The following is a 16956-nucleotide window of genomic DNA, read 5'->3' on the forward strand; positions in this document are numbered from 1 at the left end:
TCTGCGGGTTAAAAAATCGTTACCCCGGCAAACCGACCGGGTCGCGGTCGGGCGCGCGGCCCGTCGTCGCGGGCTGCCTCAGAGGCGGACGAGCGCCTGGGCGCGGACCAGCACCTTGGCGCCGTCGACCGTGACGGCGAGGTCCACGCGGACTGTGCCGGCGTCGGCGTCGACCACACCCACCGTGCCAACGACCTCGATCAGCGCGGTGCCCGGGTTGGGCACCTCCACGGGCTTGGTGAACCGTGTCTGGTAGTCGACGACGGCGCCCGGGTCGCCCGCCCAGTCCACGACCAGGCCCACGACGGTGCCCATGGTGAGCATGCCGTGCGCGATGACGCCGGGCAGGCCCGCGTCCTTCGCGAACTTGTCGTTCCAGTGGATCGGGTTGAGGTCGCCGCTGGCGCCCGCGTACCGGACCAGGGCCGCACGGTCGAAGGTGACGGTACGGCTGCCGATCACGTCGCCGACGGCGAGCGTCGCGATGTCGGGGCGGCTCATGCGTCCTCACCTCGGATGGCCAGCGTGGAGACGACCGTGGCGACGTGCTCGCCGGGGGTGTCGGCCTCGGGGGACGGCACCTCGACGTGCTGCGCCATCGCGTAGATCTCGCACCGCGTGGTCACCATGCTGATGGGGCCGCGGGAGACGATCCGGTCCACGTGCAGCACCGTCGTGAGCTCGTCACCGGCGACGATGGGACGGTGGTGCGTGAAGCGCTCGTCCGCGTGGACCACACGGGAGAAGTCGATGTCGGCCTCGGGGTCGCTGACGTACTGCGACTCGGTGCGCTGCGCCACGACCACGGCGAACGTGGGCGGGGCGACCAGGTCCGGATAGCCCAAACCCCGCGCCGCCACGAGATCGTGGTGCGCGGGGTGCGTGGCACCGACGGCAACGGCGAACTCGCGGATCTTCTCGCGGCCTACGGAGTAGGGAGCGTCGGCCGGATATGACCGGCCCTCGAAATCAGCGTTCGCCACGTCGGTGTGAGCCTGCTACGAGGCTCAGCGGGTCTCGCGGTGCGACGTGTGCTTGCCGCAGCGCGGGCAGAACTTCGCCAGCTCCAGGCGGTCCGGGTCGTTACGCCGGTTCTTCTTCGTGATGTAGTTCCGCTCCTTGCAGTCCACGCACGCCAGCGTGATCTTCGGGCGGACATCCGCGCTCTTGCTTGCCATGGCTCTCACCTCCGCGCCTCGAGAGGGAGGCGCCATGTGTCTTCTCGTCGTCCGGCACAGGAAGCCGGACGGATGTACTTGCTTTGGTAGCGAGGGCGGGGCTCGAACCCGCGACCTCACGATTATGAGTCGTGCGCTCTGACCAGCTGAGCTACCCCGCCGCGCGTGACTGAACGCGAGGCCGTCCGCCGTTGCTCCCCACCGGCGAACCGGTGGGGTGGGCGGACGACCCCGCGTCGATCACAGAGCCCCGAAAGGGAATCGAACCCTTGACCTTCTCCTTACCATGGAGACGCTCTGCCGACTGAGCTATCGGGGCGGCGAGGAAGACTCTACATGCCCTCCGGCCTGGCGTGAAATCGAATCCGGTGTGAGGTGCGCCGCGCGGGTCACGAGCCCCGCGCGGACCTGGTTTCAGCGCTGCGGTGGGGCCAGCTGCGGCACGAGGACGACGGTCCGGCTACGGATGGTGGCGTCGGCGATCGCCTGGAGCATGAGCATGCCAGGGACGTGCGAGCGCACCTGGTCCACCGTGTCGACGACGCCGCGCGCAACAAGGTTCTCCCCCGCCGCGGTGTACGCCCTGTACAGCGTCTCCCGCTCCTCGGCGGCAAGGTCCCGGTGCAGCTCCTCAAGGCTGGTGCGGTGCCGGGTCAGCGCGGACTCGGCGACTGCTTCGCGTTGCGTGGAGACGTCGTCGACCTGGCGCTCGACGGCACTGTGCTCCGCCGTTCCCAGACGGAGCCACGTCACCGTGACCAGCGCGGACACTGCACAGCAGACCCCGGCGAGCACGAGGTTCACGCCGAGCGAGGTACGTGCCGCCCCCGGAAGCTCCGAGAAGGTGATGAAGAAGAGCGGAGCCGCCGCCGCGGCGGTGGCAAAGCCCGCGAGCAACCACGAACGCTGGACGAGACCTCTCGTGGCCGGGGCCGAGCGCCGGACCGGGAGCAGCGCCATCAGTACACCGACGGTCCCGACCGCGAGGAACGCCGACGACCACGGGAGCACGGCGACCATGTCGAAGTCGGCTCGGCTGAAGAAGAACGCGAACGCACCACCGATGCCGAGGGCGCCGAGCACGGTGCCGACGGTACGCCGCGGCGAACGGAGATCGGCCACCGCGGGATCCACGCGGCGAGTCCGAGCGTCGATCTCCGACCGCGCGTCCTGGACCTCGGCGTGGAAGTCGCCCACGACGGTGTCGACCGCGGCCGCGTAGCCGGGCAACCCTCGCAGCACCTGTCGATCCAGCTCCGCGGTCCGCCGCCAGAACGCCGTCGGCGAGATCTCCTGGGTCCAGTGCTGGGCGAAACGGCTCGACCACGTGTTCTCCACGGCGGAAGTCTGCCAGCGATCCGAACCGGCCAGCGGACAACGAACTAGGGCGTGACCAGCGTTTCCGCTGATCACGCCCTAGTTGTCACGTGGCTGGTGAGGGATTCGAACCCCCGAAGGCTGAGCCGTCTGATTTACAGTCAGATCCCTTTGGCCGCTCGGGCAACCAGCCGTGAACGGTGCCAACCATAGCGCCCCACCAGCCCTCGCGAGAAATCGAAAACGGGCCCGGCCAGGTGACGAGCCCCACAGCCCATCGGGGACCCGGGCGGGGGCGCGAGATCTATCGTGACGCAGTGACACAACAACAGGATCGCTGGGGTCTCCCCCTCGGCATCGGCGCCTACCTGCTCTGGGGCGGGATGCCGCTGTTCTTCCCGCTGCTCCAGCCGGCGGGTCCCCTGGAGATCGTGGCCCACCGCATCGTGTGGAGCCTGCTCTTCTGCCTGATCGCCCTCGCGGCCCTGCGTCAGCTCGGCGACTTCCGCGCCGCCCTGCGGTCCCCGCGCATCCTGGGCACGTTCGCCGTGGCGGCGGCCCTGATCGTCGTCAACTGGGTGGTGTACGTGTACGCCGTGCTCAGCGACCGGGTGCTCGACGCCGCCCTGGGCTACTTCATCAACCCCATCATCACGGTGCTGCTCGGTGTGCTGGTGCTGCGCGAGCGGCTCCGGCCCATGCAGTGGGTCGCGATCGGCTTCGGTGCCGCGTCGGTCGTGGTGCTCTCCACCGGGCTCGGCGGGCTGCCGTGGATCTCGCTCTGCCTCGCGCTCTCCTTCGGCCTGTACGGGCTGGTGAAGAACCGGGTGGGCCGCACGGTCGCCGCGCTGCCCGGCCTGGCCGTCGAGACGACGGTCGCCACCCCGTTCGCGCTCGCCTACCTCGTGTGGCTCGGCAGCTCGGGCACGTTCGTCACCGAGGGCACCGGGCACGTGCTGCTGCTCATGTCGGCCGGCATCGTGACCGCGCTGCCCCTGCTCCTGTTCGGCGCCGCCGCCCGGCGGCTGCCCCTGTCCGTCGTCGGCATGCTGCAGTACCTCGCGCCGGTGCTGCAGTTCCTGGTGGGTCTGCTCGTCTTCGGGGAGCACATGCCGCCCGCACGGTGGGCCGGGTTCGCCCTGGTGTGGCTCGCCCTGATCCTGCTCACGGTCGACGGCGTCCGCCAGGCCCGCCGGGCGCCCCGGCTGGGGCTGGACTGACCCGGCGAGCCCGGCAGGTCACCAGGTGCCCGGCACCTGGCGGGTGGTCACGTTGAGGCGGTTGTAGAGGTTGGTGACACCGATGTGCAGGACGAGCGCCGCGAGCGCCTGCTCGTCCCAGTGCTCGGCGGCGCGGTCCCAGACGGCGTCCGGCACCCCCTCGGGGCTGTCGGCCAGGCGGGTCATGGCCTCGGCGAGCTCGATCGCCGCGCACTCGGCCTCGCTGAGGTAGGGGGACTCGCGCCAGGCCGCGACGGACGCCAGGCGGTCCTCCGACTCCCCGGCCTTGCGCGCCTGCCGCATCCCGTACTCGATGCACCAGCCGCAGCCGTTGATCTGGCTGACGCGCAGGTGCACCACCTCGAGCGTGGACCCGGGAACGCCCTGCCCATGGGCGAGCTTGCCCAGCTCGGCCAGTGCCTTCACCCCACCCGGCACGACCAGCGCCGGGTTCTTGGCGCGGGCCGTCAGGGTCCGCAGGTGGGGCGTGCCGGACGCCTCGAGGTCGAGGTGCTGGGTCGGGTCCGGGGCGGTGGTCTCGGTGGTCATCGCGATCCTCTCGTCACGGCCGGCGGTCCGGCCTGTCACACCAGCGCCCTGCGCGCCGTCACACCCTCGACGCCCCCGAGACCGAGGATGTGACAGATGACCCCCGACGAACTTGCGCTCACCTTCGAGCAGCACCGGCCCCGCCTGCGGGCGGTGGCCTACCGGATGCTCGGCAACCCCGACGACGCCGACGACGCGCTCCAGGAGGCCTGGCTGCGCCTGAACCGGACCGGCGACGCGGGGATCGACAACCTGGCCGCGTGGCTGACGACGGTCACCGGCCGGATCTGCCTCGACATCCTCCGCTCCCGGTCGACCCGCCGCGAGGACCCGCTGCCGACCGGCCGGCCCGACGACACCGCGCCGGAGATCCTGGACGACGAGTCCCCCGACCCGGTCCGCGAGGCCGAGCTGGCCGACGTCGTCGGGGTGGCGATGCAGGTGGTGCTGGAGAGCCTCGATCCCGCCGAGCGCCTGGCGTTCGTGCTGCACGACCTGTTCGCCGTGCCGTACGAGCAGATCGCGCCCGTGCTGGGCCGGTCCGTCGCGGCGGCCCGCCAGCTCGCGAGCCGCGGCCGGCGCCGGGTGCAGTCGGGCCCCGGGGCGCAGAGCGCCGCGAGGGAGGACGCGGGGGACGACGGCGGCCCGCGCGCCGGCACCGCGGGCCGCACGGACCGGCAGGTGGTCGAGGCGTTCCTCCTGGCCTCCCGCACAGGCGACCTGGCGGGCCTGCTGGCGCTGCTCGCGCCGGACGTGGTGCTGCGTGCCGACCAGGCCGCGGTCGCGTCGGCGGCCGAGGCCGCGGACCGGGGCGCACCCCTGCTGGCCCGCGAGGTGCGCGGGGCGGCGGCCGTGGCCGACGCGTTCCGCGGCCGGGCAGGCGGGGCGGTGCCCGCACTCATCGACGGCTCCGTCGGGTTCGCGTACGCGCCGGGCGGCACGCCGCGCGGCCTGTTCGCGGTGGTCGTGCACGACGGGCAGATCGCGGCGGTCGACATGATGGGCGACCCGGCCACGGTCGCCGGGACGCACGTCCTGCTGCTCGGCTGAGCCGGAGGTGCAGCGCCGGGTGGGGCCGAGGAACGAGGCGCCCGCCCGGAGCGGAACCGCAGGCTCAGCCGACCGACGAACAGGGCCTGAGGGCCTGACCTGGCAGGGTGTGCGCATGGACTCTCCTCGCACCGTGGTGGCCGGGCCCGCGACCTGGAACACGATGGTCCGGCTCGACCACCTGCCCGACCCGCGGCCGCACACCCTGTTCGCCCGCGGGTCGGTCCGCACCCTGGGCGGGACGAGCGCCGGCAAGGCCCTGCACCTGGCGGACCTCGGTGTGGCGAGCACGCTCGTCACCGACGTCGGGACGGATCCTGAGGCCGGGCTGATCCTGGCGGCGCTCGGGCACGCGCGCGGCGCGGAGGTGCTCGCGCGGCGGGTGGCCGGGCCGTCCGAGCAGCACCTGAACCTGATGACCGACGCCGGCGAGCGCCTCTCGATCTACCTCGCGGTGCCCGAGGCCTCGCCGGAGCCGGACCCCACGGCGGTCGCGCGCGTGACGGCGGCGGAGCACGTGGTGCTGGACCTGAGCGCCGTCGGGCAGGGACTGCTGCCGGCCGCCGTGGCGAGCGGCGCCACGCTCTGGACCGACCTGCACGACTACGACGGCGTGACCGAGTTCCACCGGCCGTTCGCCGACGCGTGCTCGTACATCTTTCTCAACGACGACGGCACGGACGACCACCGCGCCCTCATGACGGCGCTGCTGGAGCGGGGCGCGAGCACCGTGGTGTGCACGCTCGGCGCCCGCGGGGCCGTGGCGTGCACCGCGGAGGGCTGGTTCGAGACGCCGGCGGAGCCCGCCGAGGTGCTGGACACCAACGGCGCCGGCGACGCGTTCTTCGCCGGGTTCCTCGCGGCGCACCTCGCCGGGTCGGGAACGGCCGAGTGCCTCCGGTCGGGGGCGCACCAGGCGACCCGCGCCCTGGGCACCCACCACCTGAGCCCTCTGCTGGACGAGGAACCGGACGTGGAGCCGGTCGAGAAGGCCTAGACCCGCTGGTCGCCCGCGGTGCGGGCGAGCACGGTCGCCAGCTCCTCGGCGACGCCGTCGGCGTCGTGGTGCCCGACGACGGCGTCCGCGCAGGCCAGCACGTCCGCGTGGGCGTTGGCCACCGCGATGCCGCGCCCCGCCCAGGTGAGCATCGGCAGGTCGTTGGGCATGTCGCCGAAGGCCCAGACGTCGGCGGCGTCGACGCCGAGGCGCGTGCACCAGCGGGCCAGGGCGGCGGCCTTGTCGACGCCGGGCGGCATGAGCTCGGCGAGGCCGACGGCGCCCGAGTACGCCAGGTGCGCGTACTCCCCCACGGCGGCGCGCACCGCCGTGAAGAACTCCTCCTGCGCCAGCCGGATGTCTTCCGGCGGATCCAGGAGGATGCCCGGCGGCGGTATGCGCGCGGGGTCGAGCGCGAGGATCTTGGACACCGGGCCGCGAGCGCCGACCGCGCCCAGCGTGTCCTCGACCGGCACCGACCACAGGCCGGGGTCCAGCGCGGGCTCGCGCTTCGGGTAGGCCGGGTCGAACGTGACGCCGTCGGGCCGCTCGAAGGCGAGCGCGGCGTGCGGCAGCGCGGTGCGGATGCCGCCGACGACGGCGCGGACGGCGTCGTCGTCGAACCCGCAGGTCTCCAGGGTCTCGCCGGAGGCGAGGTCCAGCACGCACGCCCCGCCGATGCAGATGACGCGGCCGTGGCCGCCCACGGTGTCGGCGAGGTGGTCGAGCCAGCGCGGCGGTCGGGCGGTCACGAAGACCACCTCGACCCCCGCGGCGTCCAGGTCCGCGAGGACCTGGCGGGTGCGGTCGGAGACCTTGCCGTCGCTCCGCAGGAGGGTGCCGTCGAGGTCGGTGGCGACGACCCGGGGCAGGGCGGTCATCGCTCGGTCCGGATGCCGGCGGCGGGGAGGATGACCTGGTCGATGTTCTCGACGAGGAAGTCGCGGTCGACCGGCCGGCCCAGCATGAGCACGCTGTAGGCGACCAGGGCCGGGCCGATGATGCAGAGCTTCTCGACGTCGGCGTCGGCCGGGATCTCGCCGCGGTCGATCGCGCGCTGGAAGAAGATGCGGTTGACCGTGGCGCGCGGCTCGACGAGGGCCTCCTGGGCGGCGGCGGCGAGCTCGGGGCTGCGGGCGATCATGGACACGATCCCGGCCATCACCTTGAGCTTGCGCTCGCCGTCCCGGATGCTCGGCGTCCGGATCATCGCCACGAGGTCCCCGCGCAGCGTGCCGGTGTCCGGCAGGTCGTCGAGGTCGATCTCGCTCGACTTCATGCAGGCCACGGCGTCGAGCACGAGCTCGGCCTTGGACGACCACCTGCGGTAGACGGTCGCCTTCCCGGCCTTGGCCCGCGTGGCGACCATGTCGATGGTCATGCCGTCGTAGCCGGACTCGGACAGCACGTCGAGCGCGGCGTCCATGATCTCGGGGTCGCGGGTGTGGTCCCTCTTGCGTCCGAGACGGGGCTTCGCCTCGGTCTGGTCGACCTGCGTCATCGCCGTCGTCCTCCTCTCTGCACTGTCCGACCTTACCCGCGGGTTAATACTGAACCAACGGTATCCGGAACTCGTTAGTTCCGTATATGCTGCGAACCATGTCCCAGACTTCAACCCCCGCGACGGACAGTCGTCGCTGGATCACGCTCGTCGTGGTCGGGCTCGCCCAGCTCATGGTCGTGCTCGACGCGACCGTCGTGAACATCGCTCTCCCCTCGGCCCAGGCCGACCTCGGCTTCTCCGACGGTCAGCGCCAGTGGGTCATCACCGCGTACTCCCTCACCTTCGCGAGCCTCCTCCTGCTCGGCGGCCGCCTCTCCGACCTCATCGGCCGCAAGCGCACCTTCGTGATCGGCCTCGTGGGCTTCGCCCTCGCCTCGGCGCTGGGCGGCGCCGCAGGCACCTTCGACCTGCTCGTGGCCGCCCGCGCACTGCAGGGGGCGTTCGGCGCCCTGCTCGCCCCCACCGCGCTGGCCGTGCTGACCACGACCTTCACGGTGCCGCGGGAGCGCGCCCGCGCCTTCGGCGTGTTCGGCGCCATCGCCGGGGCCGGCGGCGCCGTCGGGCTGCTGCTGGGCGGCGTCCTGACGGAGTCGCTCGACTGGCGCTGGAACCTCTACATCAACGTGCTCATCGCCGCGGTCGCCCTGGTCGGCGCCTTCGTCTTCATCCCGCGGGTCGCCCGCAGCGGCCCGCGGCCGCGGCTGGACGTACCCGGCACGCTGCTCGTCTCGGGCGCGCTGTTCGGCCTGGTCTACGGCTTCTCGAACGCCGAGACCGGCGGCTGGGACGCACCCCTGACGTGGGGCATGCTGACCGCCGCCGGCGTGCTGCTGGTCGCGTTCGTCGGCTGGCAGACGCGCGCCACGCACCCGCTCCTGCCGCTGTCGATCGTGCTCGACCGCAACCGCGGTGCGGCGTACCTCTCGGTGCTGATCGCCGGCGCGGGGATGTTCGGCATCTTCCTGTTCGTCACCTACTACCTGCAGCTCACGCTCGGGTACACGCCGATCCGCACGGGCCTCGCGTTCCTGCCGATGATCGCCATGCTGGTGCTCGCCGCGCAGCTCGGCACCAACCTGCTCGTGCCCCGCTTCGGGCCCAAGCTCCTGGTGCCGATCGGCATGACGCTGGGCGCGATCGGCATGATCGACCTCACGTTCCTGGACGCCTCGAGCACCTACGCCACGAACGTCCTGCCGGGACTGATGGTCATCGGCTTCGCGATGGGCACGATCATGCCCGCGTCGATGCAGACCGCCACGCTGGGCGTGGACCGGGAGTTCGCCGGCGTCGCGTCGGCCATGGTCAACACGAGCCAGCAGGTCGGTGGCTCCATCGGCACCGCGCTGCTCAACACCCTGGCCGCCACCGCGGCGGCCGACTACCTCGCCGCGCACGCACCGGTGACCGCGGCGGTGGGCGCGCAGGCGGCGATCGAGAGCTACTCCACCGCGTACTGGTGGGGCGCCGGGTTCTTCGCCGTGGGCGCCGTGCTGTCGGCCCTGCTGTTCCGGCGCCGCGGGCAGGGGCTCTCGCTCACGGACGCGGCTCCCGGCACCGCGTCGGCGTCCGGCTCGAACGACACCGACCGCGTCGTGGAGCCGGTGGGCATCGCCTGACCGGACCGGGTCGCCGTCACGGGTTGGCGTACATCGTGACGGTGACCCGGTCGAACCGCAGGTCAGCCAGGTCCTGGCGCAACATCGTCCAGTAGACGGTGGCCATCGGGAGCCCCTCCCACTGCGCCAGGAGCACACGGTCCGGCCCGGCGGCGGGATCGCCCCAGTCCTCGTGGTCCCAGGCGTGCCCGCCGACCTGCAGGGTGCGGACGTCCCACAGGAGCTCGTCGTCCTCCGTGTATCCCGTGGCCTCCCACACCTCCCGCAGATCGGCCGCGCGACGGTGCCGGGCCAGGAGATCGGCGCCGAAGGCGTGCCGGGGCAGTGTCACGTCGTGCGCCAGGCGCAGTGCGCCCTCCCCGCGGAGGTCGGCGTCCAGCTCCTCGGGCGAGTCGTACTCGTACGGCTCGTAGTCGGGTGCGGTCGCGCGCTCCTCGACGGGTGCGCCGGCCGGCACGTAGAGGGCGCCACCGGCGAGGCCGATCTCCAGGTCCGGGTTGGCGAACAGCAGGATGTGGCCGTCCGGCGGCAGGGGCAGGTTCGTCGCCCCCTCCGGGATCGCGGCCAGGTCGAGGGTCGCGATGAGCTGGTGGTCGGCGTGCCGGACGCCGCCGTCCGGCCCGGCGAGCTCGTACGGGTCGGACGGCGTCGCCACGTCGGGCGGCAGCAGCAACGGCCCGCCGAGCCGCGCGACGACCGGTCCGTCGCCGTCGGGCACCAGGACGACGCACGGCAGGGCCAGGTCCAGCCACCGTTCCGTCTCCACCGCGGGAATCCCGGCCTCGGCGGCCGCGCCCCGGAACCGCTCCAGCCGGTCGAGCGCACGGGCCGCTCCCGGCGCCTCTCGTCGTACCTCGTGCATGGTGTCCGGCCCCTCGTGACATGCCGGCGGGTGGCTGCGGGGATCCCGGCAGCCACCCGTCGGCCGGTGCTCAGCGGTAGTTCGTGAACTGCAGCGCGAAGTCCAGGTCCGAGCCCTTCAGCAGGCTCTGCACCTCCTGGAGCTGGTCGCGCGACTTGCTGGTCACGCGGACCTCGTCACCGGTGATCTGCGTCTTGACGCCCTTGGGGCCCTCTTCGCGGATGATCTTGGTGACCTTCTTCGCGGACTCCCCGGCCAGGCCCTCCTTGAGGGTCGCCCCGAGGCGGTACTCCTTGCCGGACGGCTTGGGCTCGCGCTCACCGAGGTCGAGCGACTTGAGCGAGATGCCGCGCTTGACCAGCTTGGTCTCGAAGACGTCGAGGGCCGCGAGCACCCGCTCCGACGAGTTGGCGACGATGAGGATGCTCTCGCCGCTCCAGGTGATCGATGCGCCGACGTTCTTGAAGTCGTACCGCTGCGAGATCTCCTTCGCGGCCTGGTTCAGCGCGTTGTCGACCTCCTGGCGGTCGACCTTGCTGACGATGTCGAACGACGAGTCGGCCATGTGGTGCTCCTTCTGCGTAACAACCCGGGCGCCCCTGCACGCCCGGTCGGAATCTGCTCACCGTATCCGCCCTCGCCGACCCCGACGAACGCTTTGCGCGGGTGAGGTCGGGGGCGGCCAGGCGGACGGCGGCGGGTGGTCTCAGAGCATCCCGGGCGGGGTGCCCCACGGCGGTGCGTCCGGACCCGACGTCGGGCCGCCCGGGTTGTAGCCGCCGGACGGGCCGCCCGCCATCGCCTCGAGCCGGCGGATGCGGTCCGGCATCGGCGGGTGCGTGGCGAACAGGCGCCCGATGCCGGCGCCGCGGAACGGGTTGGCGATCATCAGGTGCGAGACGTTGGTCAGGTCGCGGTCCTGCGGCAGCGGCGCGCGCTGCGTGCCCTGCTCCAGCTTGCGCAGCGCGGAGGCCAGGGCCAGCGGGTCGCCGGTGAGCCGGGCGCCGTCCTCGTCGGCGTCGTACTCGCGGGTGCGCGAGATCGCCATCTGGATCAGCATCGCCGCGATCGGGGCGAGGAGCGCCATGGCGAGCGCGGCCAGCGGGTTGCCGCCCTCACGGCGGTCGCCGCCGCCGAAGAACAGCAGGAACTGCGCCAGGGCGGTGATGACGCCCGCCAGCGCGGACGCGACCGACGACGTCAGGATGTCGCGGTTGTAGACGTGCATCAGCTCGTGGCCCAGCACCCCCCGCAGCTCGCGCTCGTTCAGCAGCTCCAGGATGCCCTCCGTGCAGCACACGGCCGCGTTCTGCGGGTTGCGCCCGGTGGCGAAGGCGTTGGGTGCCTTGGTGGGCGAGATGTACAGCCGCGGCATCGGCTGGCGCGCCGCCGTGGAGAGCTCGCGCACGATGCGGTGCATCTCCGGCGCCTGCAGCTCGGTCACGGGGTACGCGTGCATCGCGCGGATGGCCAGCTTGTCGGAGTTCCAGTACCCGTAGGCCGTGGTCGCCAGACCGATGAGCACGAAGATCCAGAGGGTGCTGGAGCTGCGCCCGAAGATTGCCCACAGCCCGAGGATCACGGCCCACATGCCACCGAACAGCGCGGCGGTCTTCAGCCCGTTGTAGTGCCTGTGCATCGCACTCCTTTCCTCCCACCCGAACGCGCCAGCCCGGTCCGGGGTTCCCCGGGCCTGGCGCCCCCAGGAACGATCGTGCCCGGAAGACCTGAGTCTTCCGGGCACGTTCGCTGGGTGGCAACGGGGAGTCGCCTACGACTTGCGGCTGATGCTCACCATCTCGTCGCGCGGGACGACCTTGATCCGCTCGCGGCCCGCGGCCTCGCCGAGCGCCCGCTCGTGCGCGTCCAGGAGCTCCCAGCCGGACCACTCGATGTAGTGGACGCCCTTGCCGGTGAGGAACTCGGTGACGGCCTCCGGCGTGCCCTGCGGCGCGGTACGGCCGCCGGTCAGGTCGCCGGGCGCCTCGCCGTCGGCCACGCCGGTGACGTCCTCGACGAGGTGGCGGATGGTCTCCGACGCGTCCGACTTGGTGTGGCCGATGAGGCCCACCGGGCCGCGCTTGATCCAGCCGGTGGCGTACACGCCGGGCACCTGGTTGCCGTCGATGTCGACGACACGGCCCTCGCGGTTGGTGATGACGCCCTTGACGTCGTCGTACGGGATCTCCGGCAGGGAGGAGCCGAAGTACCCCACGGCGCGGTAGACGGCCTGGACCGGCCAGTCGGTGAACTCGCCCGTGCCCTTGACGGTGCCGTCGCCCTGCAGCGCGGTGCGCTCGGTGCGGAACCCGACGACCTTGCCGTCCTCGCCGAGCACCTCGGCCGGGGCGTGCAGGAAGTGCAGGTGCAGGCGGCGCGACGCCGTGTTCTGTGCCGGGTCCTTCAGCGTCCAGTCCACCAGGGTCTTGACGACCTGCTTGGTCTGGTTCGACGAGTTGATCGCGGCCTCGGAGCCCTCGTCGAAGTCGAAGTCCTCCGGGTACACGACGATGTCGACGTCCGGGACGTGGCCCAGCTCGCGCAGCTCCAGCGGCGAGAACTTGACCTGCGCCGGGCCGCGGCGCGCGAACACGTGCACGTCGGTGACCGGGGAGGTCTTCAGGATCTCGTGCACGTTGGCCGGGATCTCGGTGGGCAGCAGGTCGTCCGCGTGCTTGGCGAGGATGCGGGCCACGTCGAGCGCGACGTTGCCGGCGCCGATCACGGCCACCTGCTCCGCCTCCAGCGGCCAGGTGCGCGGCACGTCGGGGTGGCCGTCGTACCAGGACACGAAGTCCGCGGCGCCGTAGGAGCCGTCCAGGTCGATGCCCGGCACGTCCAGCTCGGCGTCCTTGATCGACCCGGTGGAGAAGATCACGGCGTCGTAGAACTGGCGCAGGTCCTCGAGCTTCAGGTCCACGCCGTAGTCGACGTTGGCCAGCAGGCGGATGTCACCGCGGCTCAGCACCTTGTGGAGCGCGACGATGATCTGCTTGATGCGCGGGTGGTCCGGGGCGACGCCGTACCGCACGAGCCCGAACGGCGCCGGGAGGCGCTCGAACAGGTCGATGCTGACGTCGAGGTCGGACTTGGACAGGATGTCGCTCGCGTAGATGCCGGCGGGGCCGGCGCCGACGACGGCGACGCGCAAGGGTCGGGTGGTGCTCACGAAGGGGCGCCTTCCGGTCGAGGACAAGGGAAGCGAAGGCCGCTACCGATTCTACCGACCGGGTAAGGCGCACCTCACCCCCGGCTCAGGGGGTGGACGTGGGGTTCCTGTGAGAATCCTCGCGTTCCGGGCTCAGCGACCCTGCTCGCGTTCCCGCTTCACCCGGTCCGCCCGACGACGGAGGCTGGCCCGGCCGGCCGCCTCGTCCAGCGCCCCGTACCCGGCGAAGCCGAGTGCGAGCAGGCCCAGGAGCCCCACGATCACGGTGACGGGGATGAGGTCCAGCGCCCTGGCGACCACGGCGACGACGATCAGCCCGACGCCGATCCACAGGCTCCATCTGATGACGGTTCGCTCGTCGCTCACGGCGTGCGGTCCAGTGCCGCGACGAGCCGGGGCACCTGGGTGGCCGCGTCGGCGGGCCGGCCGCTGATCCGAACCAGCGGCAGCACCTGCTGCGTGAGGCCGGCCACGGGCTGGCCCAGGTCCACCAGAGCCGACTCCAGCGCGCCCACCAGCCGGTCGGGCTGCCGCCAGGTGCCGAACCACCACACGACCCGCTCGCGCCGCGCGGGGTCCTCCGCGCGGAACGTCCCGGCGGCGTCGATGTAGCCGCGCTTCGCGACGGGGCCCTGGGCGGCGACGAAGGCCACACCGTTCCAGGCCCACACCGCCGTACGGCCGGTGGTCAGGCGGGTGCGGCCACGGAGCATGTCCGCAAGCTTCCACCCCGGGCGCACCGCGGTGATCGAGCCCACCTCGAACCGGTCGAACGGCACCACGTGGGGGCGCAGGAACGGCGCGAACGACCCGATGAGCAGCCCGCGGTCGAGCACGACCACCTTCTCCGACCCCGCGTAGCCGAGGATGATCCAGCCGATCACCACCCAGGCCGGGATCAGGACGAGCGCACCGACGATCCCGCCCGTACCGAGCGAGATGACCACGGTGAAGAGCACGGCGACCCCGACCGCGACCCACCACGCGGTGGGCGACGGCGGGTTGGCCTCGACATGGCGGATGCCGCCGAGCTCGGGGAGCTCGGCGGCGATCCTGCGGGCCTTGCGCGGGACGCGGTCCCCGGTGACCGAAGTCGTTCCCGCAGCACTCATGCGGCGAGCAGCTTTCCCGGGAGGTCCCGCACGACGGCGGCGCCGACCTCGGTGAGCACCAGGCGGTCCGCCACGCCGTCCCGCAGGTCGCCCTGCACGGTGAACACGCCACGCGGGCCCGAGTAGACGGTCACGTTGCGGAGCGTGTCGACGCCGGCCTTGGCGACCGACAGCACGGTGACGGTCAGCGCCTCGCTCAGCTCGGGGAGGTTCGGCGCGGCGGCCTCGAACTCCGGCACCGTGAACGTGCGCGACTTGCCGGCCATGATCGCGGCGGACGTGGGGTCGAGGTACTGCTCCAGCCGCTCGCCGAGGTAGGCCTCGGGGTAGACCGAGAAGGTGTGGTGGCCGCTGGTCGCGACCTCCTCCTCCAGGATCCCGTAGCCCTCGTGCACGTAGCAGAACACCCAGTGCCGGCCGAGGGTGGTCACGCGCTCCGCCGCGACGATCGCCTGCGCGGTCCGGCGCAGCACGAGCGTGCCGGTGAGCTCGGGGATCGCGTCGATCCCCACCTCCTGGCCCTCGCCGCGGCTGGCGGGCACCACGTAGCCCTGGCCGAGGAGCGCCCGCAGGGCCACCTTGCCCACGAGCTCCTTGTCGACGTCGCCCTGCGCGTCGAGCCACGGCAGGGGCGTGGGCTGGAAGGCCTGGACGCCGTCGAGCACCATGACCTGCTCGTCGGTCAGGTTCACGATCCCGACCGGCTTGCCCGGCTCGGAGCGCCCGAGCACGGCGATGGCCGCCTCGTAGTCCGCCTTGGTGAAGTTCATCGTCTGCCCGCTCAACTGAACAGCCCTCCTACGAAGTCGCCGGCGGCCGAGAGGCCGTCGCCGACCGCGTCGCCTACGTCGGATACGACATCCCCTGCCGCGTCTGCCATGTTACCGATCCCGTCCGCGACGTTGCCGGCCGTGTCCCCCACCCAGTTCGCAGCGGTGCTCGCCGCGCCCGAGATCGAGTCCCAGTTGTCGTACACCAGGTTGCCCAGCGCCCAGGCGCCGGCGACCACGCCGGCGCCGACCGCGATCCCGACGCCCACGGGTCCGAGCATCGCCGCGCCACCGAGGGCCATCGCGATACCGCCCGCGCCGCCGATGACCGACAGGCCACCCATGACCCGGTCGACGCCGCCCCGGACGCCGTCGTACTGGGTGTTGAACATCTGGTTGAACCCGCCGACCACACCGAACACGCCACCGGCGGTGCCCGCCACGCGCGCGATGGTGCCGGCAGAGCTCGCCAGGCCGACCAGGCCGCTCGCCTTGCCGATGAGCCCGAAGTCCTCGGCGACGCCGAGCCCGGCCGCGGTCCGGCCCACGAGGCCACCCGCGCCACGGAAGACGTCCTGGGTCGCGTCGGCGATCTTCGCCGCGTCACCGAGGCGGGTGGCCGACAGCAGCCCCGCCAGCGCAGGTCCCGTCTTGATCGCCTTCGTGGCGGCCAGCGCGAACCCGATCCCCTTGGCGCCGAGCATCCCGGCCAGGCCCAGCCCGGCCCAGTTGAAGCCGCTGTCGGACGCTCCCCCGACCTCGGTGCCACCCGTGCCGCCGCCGATGCCGGAGTAGTCGTTCGACGTGCTCTCCTGCGCGTCGGCGTTGGCGCGCACCTTGCCGGCCACGTCCGTCAGCGCGGCGGCCGTCTCCCGGAGCCGGATCAGGTGGCTGCCCGACCACTCCTGACGGAAGCCCTCGGCGTCCGGGCCGCTCCAGCCGTCCGACTGCGGGACGGCAGACTCCACGGTGGTGACGATGGTCTCCAGCTTGTCGCTGCCCTCGTCAAACTTGTCCGCAAGCAGACGCAGCGCCTCGATGTCGGCGCCGACCATTCCCCCGCTCACTTGGTTCTCCTCACGTCCCGCCGCTGACGGCAAAGGGCTTCGCCTGGGTACCGCCGAAGTTCTTAGGTCTTTACGAAGTCAAGGGGTGCGGGCCGTAGTCGGTCCCGCACCCCTCGGTACCGGCCCCGGAGGGGGCCAGGCCTCTGGACGAGGCTCGAGCGCGATCAGTACGCGCTCGAGGTCTCCTCCTGCATCTGAGCGTTGTTGTCGGCCGTCGTGCCGTACTGCTCGAGCGCAGCGGCGATCTCGTTGAGCTTCGCGGCGTGCGTGCCGTCCCACTCCTCCTGGAACTGCACGGCGTCCTGACCGTTCCACTGGGTCTGGCCCATCTGGCTCGTGATCGTCGTCACGACCTGACGGACGCCCTCGGCCTGCGTGCGGAGCGTGTTGGCCAGGCTCCGGACTGCCTCGACGTCAAGACCGAAAACGTTGCCACCCTCTGCGACCATGTCAAGCTCCTTCGTCTGTGGCTGCCCCCTCGGACAACCTCCGTTTCTGCGACGTCACGAACTATTCCATGGCCCGTGACGCGGTGGAATGGG

General features: G+C 72.1%; 20 protein-coding genes and 3 tRNA genes. 4 read left to right on the forward strand and 19 right to left on the reverse strand.

Features of this window, described 5'->3' with window-relative positions; translation table 11 throughout:
- Positions 1-78 precede the first annotated feature (78 nt).
- The 7 genes from AB0I29_RS12815 to AB0I29_RS12845 all read right to left on the reverse strand — a co-directional run bounded on the left by AB0I29_RS12815 (position 79) and on the right by AB0I29_RS12845 (position 2688).
- Positions 79-501, reverse strand: coding sequence for a MaoC family dehydratase (locus AB0I29_RS12815; protein ID WP_285100935.1), 423 nt, complete (start codon positions 499-501; stop codon positions 79-81).
- Positions 498-983 carry a MaoC family dehydratase N-terminal domain-containing protein gene (locus AB0I29_RS12820; protein ID WP_285100933.1) on the reverse strand — a complete coding sequence of 162 codons (486 nt, stop codon included), beginning with the start codon at positions 981-983 and terminating at the stop codon, positions 498-500. The genes AB0I29_RS12815 and AB0I29_RS12820 overlap by 4 nt, the downstream gene beginning before the upstream one ends.
- A 24-nt stretch (positions 984-1007) precedes the next feature.
- On the reverse strand, positions 1008-1178 hold the full coding sequence (gene rpmG / locus AB0I29_RS12825; protein WP_013837798.1) for a 50S ribosomal protein L33: 171 nt from the start codon (positions 1176-1178) through the stop codon (positions 1008-1010).
- Positions 1179-1262: 84 nt separating this feature from the next.
- A tRNA-Met gene (locus AB0I29_RS12830) sits at positions 1263-1339 on the reverse strand.
- Between the two features lie 85 nt (positions 1340-1424).
- Positions 1425-1497 (reverse strand) — tRNA-Thr (locus AB0I29_RS12835).
- 95 nt (positions 1498-1592) lie between these two features.
- Entirely contained in the window at positions 1593-2516 is a 924-nt protein-coding gene (locus AB0I29_RS12840; protein WP_357481936.1) for a hypothetical protein, read from the reverse strand.
- Positions 2517-2606: 90 nt separating this feature from the next.
- A tRNA-Tyr gene (locus tag AB0I29_RS12845) sits at positions 2607-2688 on the reverse strand.
- Positions 2689-2812: 124 nt separating this feature from the next.
- On the opposite strand from AB0I29_RS12845, the gene rarD reads away from it, so the two are divergent.
- A complete protein-coding gene (rarD, locus tag AB0I29_RS12850; RefSeq protein ID WP_285100930.1) occupies positions 2813-3715 on the forward strand; it encodes an EamA family transporter RarD in 903 nt (300 codons plus the stop codon).
- A gap of 18 nt (positions 3716-3733) precedes the next feature.
- On the opposite strand, the gene AB0I29_RS12855 is transcribed toward rarD, so the two are convergent.
- Positions 3734-4264, reverse strand: coding sequence for a carboxymuconolactone decarboxylase family protein (locus AB0I29_RS12855; protein ID WP_357481938.1), 531 nt, complete (start codon positions 4262-4264; stop codon positions 3734-3736).
- A gap of 96 nt (positions 4265-4360) precedes the next feature.
- On the opposite strand from AB0I29_RS12855, the gene AB0I29_RS12860 reads away from it, so the two are divergent.
- Positions 4361-5314 (forward strand): sigma-70 family RNA polymerase sigma factor, encoded by a 954-nt coding sequence (locus AB0I29_RS12860; protein WP_357481940.1) that lies wholly within the window; start codon positions 4361-4363, stop codon positions 5312-5314.
- A 115-nt stretch (positions 5315-5429) separates the two neighbouring features.
- The gene (locus tag AB0I29_RS12865; protein WP_357481942.1) at positions 5430-6311 is read left to right on the forward strand and encodes a carbohydrate kinase family protein; all 882 of its coding nucleotides are present in this window, start codon (positions 5430-5432) and stop codon (positions 6309-6311) included.
- Here the strand turns inward: AB0I29_RS12865 and AB0I29_RS12870 are convergent.
- Together AB0I29_RS12870 and AB0I29_RS12875 are read right to left on the reverse strand one after the other, a co-directional pair.
- Complete coding sequence (locus AB0I29_RS12870; protein ID WP_357481945.1) at positions 6308-7192, reverse strand: HAD family hydrolase; 885 nt, start codon at positions 7190-7192, stop codon at positions 6308-6310. The genes AB0I29_RS12865 and AB0I29_RS12870 overlap by 4 nt on opposite strands.
- Positions 7189-7812, reverse strand: coding sequence for a TetR/AcrR family transcriptional regulator (locus AB0I29_RS12875; protein ID WP_357481947.1), 624 nt, complete (start codon positions 7810-7812; stop codon positions 7189-7191). Before AB0I29_RS12875 ends, AB0I29_RS12870 begins: the two co-directional genes overlap by 4 nt.
- Positions 7813-7910: 98 nt before the next feature.
- Between AB0I29_RS12875 and AB0I29_RS12880 the strand changes: the two genes are divergently transcribed.
- Entirely contained in the window at positions 7911-9434 is a 1524-nt protein-coding gene (locus AB0I29_RS12880; protein WP_357481949.1) for an MFS transporter, read from the forward strand.
- Positions 9435-9450: 16 nt separating this feature from the next.
- Here AB0I29_RS12880 and AB0I29_RS12885 read toward each other — a convergent pair whose 3' ends face one another.
- The 9 genes from AB0I29_RS12885 to AB0I29_RS12925 all read right to left on the reverse strand — a co-directional run bounded on the left by AB0I29_RS12885 (position 9451) and on the right by AB0I29_RS12925 (position 16863).
- Positions 9451-10296 carry a hypothetical protein gene (locus AB0I29_RS12885; protein WP_357481951.1) on the reverse strand — a complete coding sequence of 282 codons (846 nt, stop codon included), beginning with the start codon at positions 10294-10296 and terminating at the stop codon, positions 9451-9453.
- Between the two features lie 70 nt (positions 10297-10366).
- A complete protein-coding gene (locus AB0I29_RS12890; RefSeq protein WP_285100904.1) occupies positions 10367-10861 on the reverse strand; it encodes a YajQ family cyclic di-GMP-binding protein in 495 nt (164 codons plus the stop codon).
- A 141-nt stretch (positions 10862-11002) separates the two neighbouring features.
- Complete coding sequence (gene htpX, locus AB0I29_RS12895) at positions 11003-11935, reverse strand: zinc metalloprotease HtpX (RefSeq protein WP_285100903.1); 933 nt, start codon at positions 11933-11935, stop codon at positions 11003-11005.
- 132 nt (positions 11936-12067) lie between these two features.
- Positions 12068-13465 (reverse strand): FAD-dependent oxidoreductase, encoded by a 1398-nt coding sequence (locus AB0I29_RS12900; protein ID WP_285100902.1) that lies wholly within the window; start codon positions 13463-13465, stop codon positions 12068-12070.
- Positions 13466-13597: 132 nt separating this feature from the next.
- The gene (locus tag AB0I29_RS12905) at positions 13598-13831 is read right to left on the reverse strand and encodes a hypothetical protein (protein WP_285100901.1); all 234 of its coding nucleotides are present in this window, start codon (positions 13829-13831) and stop codon (positions 13598-13600) included.
- Positions 13828-14577, reverse strand: a complete 750-nt coding sequence (locus AB0I29_RS12910; RefSeq protein ID WP_357481955.1) for a hypothetical protein — start codon at positions 14575-14577, stop codon at positions 13828-13830. Before AB0I29_RS12910 ends, AB0I29_RS12905 begins: the two co-directional genes overlap by 4 nt.
- Positions 14574-15362, reverse strand: a complete 789-nt coding sequence (locus AB0I29_RS12915; RefSeq protein WP_357481957.1) for a hypothetical protein — start codon at positions 15360-15362, stop codon at positions 14574-14576. The genes AB0I29_RS12910 and AB0I29_RS12915 overlap by 4 nt, the downstream gene beginning before the upstream one ends.
- A complete protein-coding gene (locus AB0I29_RS12920) occupies positions 15359-16414 on the reverse strand; it encodes a hypothetical protein (RefSeq protein ID WP_357481959.1) in 1056 nt (351 codons plus the stop codon). Before AB0I29_RS12920 ends, AB0I29_RS12915 begins: the two co-directional genes overlap by 4 nt.
- 164 nt (positions 16415-16578) lie before the next feature.
- A complete protein-coding gene (locus tag AB0I29_RS12925) occupies positions 16579-16863 on the reverse strand; it encodes a WXG100 family type VII secretion target (protein WP_285100896.1) in 285 nt (94 codons plus the stop codon).
- Positions 16864-16956: the final 93 nt, after the last annotated feature.

Origin of the sequence: Promicromonospora sp. NPDC050262 (assembly GCF_040655935.1) — a bacterium.
In the GTDB taxonomy this organism is placed as follows: Bacteria; Actinomycetota; Actinomycetes; order Actinomycetales; family Cellulomonadaceae; genus Promicromonospora.